The organism is Anaerobranca gottschalkii DSM 13577 (assembly GCF_900111575.1).
GTDB classification, from domain to species: domain Bacteria; phylum Bacillota; class Proteinivoracia; order Proteinivoracales; family Proteinivoracaceae; genus Anaerobranca; species Anaerobranca gottschalkii.
Map to the genome: position 1 here is coordinate 1 of NZ_FOIF01000095.1, position 3,019 is coordinate 3,019.

The window sequence follows — 3,019 nt, forward strand, 5'->3', positions numbered from 1 at the left end:
TGACGCGGGGTAGAGCAGCCAGGTAGCTCGTCGGGCTCATAACCCGGAGGTCGCAGGTTCAAATCCTGCCCCCGCAACCAAAGAAGAATGGCCCCTTGGTCAAGTGGTTAAGACACCGCCCTTTCACGGCGGTAACAGGGGTTCGAATCCCCTAGGGGTCACCACATGGGTGAATAGCTCAGCTGGGAGAGCACCTGCCTTACAAGCAGGGGGTCGGCGGTTCGATCCCGTCTTCGCCCACCATAAAATGAGAAAAAACTGTACGAAATGTACAGTTTTTATTTTTTATTGAGCCAAAACGACTAAAAGGTATATAAAATAACAGTGAAAGCTCAATTAAAGCTTTAAATTAGATAAAAATTTAGAATAATATTATGAAAATTGTCGATAACTTTTTTTTATCAACTCCATGTTATGACAGGTTTTTCTCTTCCAATGCTGTATAATCGAGGAAAAGGAATAGTAAAGGGAGTTGATTAATTTGATTAACAGAGAAACTCATCGTTGGGCACCAGTAGAGAATAAAGGATTACGGGGAAGGATATTACACACTCTTAACATTTTCTTTGGTTATCGTAATATATTGTATAATATTTTAATCCTCATGCTAACTGGAGTTACTATTTTAGAAGGAATAACACCTTTTATTTTACCATTTGTTGCAGTAGCGCCATTGGAACAAATACCTAATATGATTATTGTTGTATTGATTTTCGGTTTGTTTAGTCAAAATACCAACATATTGTTATTGATCTTATCCATGTTTATTATATGGGTAGTTAAGAAAAAAACTTCTGATAACTCTATTTATTCAATGTTAGCTTTGCCCTTGTTAATAGCTTTTACTTACTCTCCTGTCCTTGTGACATCAGATTTTATTTCTTTCGATATATTTTTATTAATTTTACAGATTATAATTGGCTTAACTTCAGCTTATATCTTCAAACAAGGTTTATTTATTCTTCAATTTGAAAGGGAAAAAACTGTAGAAACCATTATTTGTGCTGTTATTATGTGGGGATTAGCATTAAGTGGCATTACATCATTAACTGTGGCTAATATAAGTGTTGTAGGTACTTTAAGCAAACTTATATTATTAGTAACAGCTTATATCGGTGGTATTAAATTAGCAGCCACTTTAGGAATAATTATTGGACTACTTTCTAATTTTAGTCACCCTAATATTACCCATCACATCGCCTTTTATGGTTTTACAGGATTAACGGCAGGGATAATGAATAATTGGAAAAAACCCGGAATAATATTGGGGTACATTGGTGGTGGACTAACTATCTTTTTGTACAGTCTGGATTTTTTTGAGTTTAAGATGTTAGCTTTGGAAAGTTTAATTGCTTTAAGCATATTTTTACTTACTCCAAAGGCAATTTTTAATAAAATTCAAGAATTAAACAATGGTGAGCAAAGGGAAAAAATTTATCAAAAAAAAGTTAAAGATGCTGCTATCAAAAAGATTTATCAGTTTGCTAGTATTTTTCGAGAACTTGCTCAAGGATTTAATGATGTAGCTGTTTCTAAATATCAGATGGAGCAACAAAGTGTACATCAAATGATTGAAACTATTCAACAAAAGGCATGTGGAGATTGTAAAAAAGCTAATCTTTGTTGGCAAAAAGAGTTTTTAGGTACTTATAAAGATTTATTTAAGATGGTAAATTTAGCGGAAGAAGGGCAATTACAAATAAGTAATATTCCAGATCAATTGTTTAAAAAATGTATTAACACTAAAGGATTAGTAGATATTACCCAAAGTGTTTATGAACTACATAAAATAAATTATCAATGGCAACAATCCCTTCTAGAGAGTAAAGGTTTAGTAGCCAACCAATTAGAAGGTATTGCTAGAGTAATGGAAAATCTAGCTATGGATATAAATTTAGATATTGGACGGAGAAAGGATATAGAACAAGAGTTATGGCAATTGTTAGATGATGCTGGGATAGAATGTGAAGAAATAAATGTAAAGGGAATAGAAAGGGACAAGCCTGAGGTACAAATAGTTAAAAAATCCTGTGGAGGAAATGGAGAGTGTGAAAAGATAGTCACAGGATTAGTAGAAAAAAGGTTTAAAAATCAAATGTGTGTTTTAAAAGGCAGTTGTGGATATTATGGAAATGAAAATAACTCAGGAAACTGTAAATTTGCCCTTTTGTCTAAAGAAAAGTATAAGCTTTCTATAGGTGTAGGGCAAAAAGGGATCAATGGAATTTGTGGAGATACATTTAGTCAATTTTCCTTAGATAATGGTAAACAAGTGTTAATATTGAGTGATGGAATGGGAAAAGGTGAAAAGGCTAAAGAGGAAAGTGAAAGGATTGTTGGTTTGCTTAGAAAGATGTTGCAAGTGGGATTTGATACTGAAAAAGCAATAAAAGCTGTTAATACAATACTTTCTTTGAGAAATAATGAGGAAAGTTTTGCGACTTTAGATATAGCAGTAATTGATTTATATAATGGCAAAACCCAATTTTTTAAAAACGGTGCTGCAATGTCATTTATTAAATCCGGTAAAGATGTGAAAAGAATAGAAGGTAATAACTTACCCGTTGGAATGTTGGAAAATGTCGGTGCAACAGTTACAGAATACCCTTTACAAAAAGATGATTTCTTAATTATGGTTTCAGATGGGGTTTTAGATAGCAACCCTGTTGCCACTGATAAAGAGGGATGGTTAACATTTTTACTAGAAAATATAACACCTAATATTAGTCCTAACAGATTAGCGGAATTAATATTACATAAAAGCAGACAAAGGGGGATAGAAAGTAAACTTGATGATTTAACAGTTGTGGTAATAAAATTAGAAGGGAATTCTCAGCCTTCTGTCTTAGGCAGATGGGTTATACAAAAAATGACAAATTAAAGGAAGATTATTGTGATCTATAGACAAAGTCTTGAAAAATGACTTTGTCTATAGATTTTTTGATTGCTTAGGAAAGTATAGATTGCTAGGTATGTGGATAAATGTTATTATGTAGTGGGGTGAGTTGTTTATGGCTAC

The 3,019-nt window shown here is 33.1% G+C and carries 1 protein-coding gene and 3 tRNA genes; all 4 read left to right on the plus strand.

The window, feature by feature from the left end; genetic code table 11:
* The first annotated feature begins 3 nt into the window (after positions 1-3).
* The 4 genes from BMX60_RS11685 to spoIIE all read left to right on the plus strand — a co-directional run bounded on the left by BMX60_RS11685 (position 4) and on the right by spoIIE (position 2,881).
* Positions 4-80, plus strand: a tRNA-Met gene (locus BMX60_RS11685).
* A gap of 9 nt (positions 81-89) precedes the next feature.
* Positions 90-164: transfer RNA gene (locus BMX60_RS11690), tRNA-Glu, on the plus strand.
* 3 nt (positions 165-167) lie between these two features.
* Positions 168-243: transfer RNA gene (locus tag BMX60_RS11695), tRNA-Val, on the plus strand.
* Positions 244-481: 238 nt separating this feature from the next.
* Positions 482-2,881 carry a stage II sporulation protein E gene (gene spoIIE / locus BMX60_RS11700; protein WP_091351610.1) on the plus strand — a complete coding sequence of 800 codons (2,400 nt, stop codon included), beginning with the start codon at positions 482-484 and terminating at the stop codon, positions 2,879-2,881.
* The last annotated feature ends 138 nt before the right edge of the window (positions 2,882-3,019 follow it).